Origin of the sequence: Streptomyces sp. MMG1121 (assembly GCF_001280015.1) — a bacterium.
Taxonomy (GTDB): Bacteria; Actinomycetota; Actinomycetes; order Streptomycetales; family Streptomycetaceae; genus Streptomyces.
This window is the reverse complement of sequence record NZ_LGDV01000180.1, coordinates 1-206: the sequence shown is the minus strand read 5'-3', so window position 1 is coordinate 206 and position 206 is coordinate 1. Positions and strand designations below refer to the sequence as shown.

At 69.4% G+C, this 206-nt stretch carries 1 protein-coding gene; it reads left to right on the top strand.

Annotation, left to right across the window (positions count from 1 at the left end; all coding sequences use genetic code 11):
• Positions 1–206 (top strand): acyltransferase domain-containing protein (locus ADK64_RS16695; protein ID WP_159046272.1); only part of this gene is annotated, 206 nt, incomplete at both ends.

The window sequence follows — 206 nt, the reverse complement described above, 5'->3', positions numbered from 1 at the left end:
TCCGGCTGCTGGAGAGCTGGGGGGTGCGGCCGGATTATCTGCTGGGGCATTCGGTCGGTGAGATCGCGGCGGCGCATGTGGCGGGGGTGTTCTCGCTGGGGGATGCGTGTCGTCTGGTGGCGGCGCGTGGGCGTTTGATGCAGGCGTTGCCGGATGGCGGGGCGATGGTTTCTGTGCAGGCCTCGGAGGCGGAGGTGCTGGAGTCG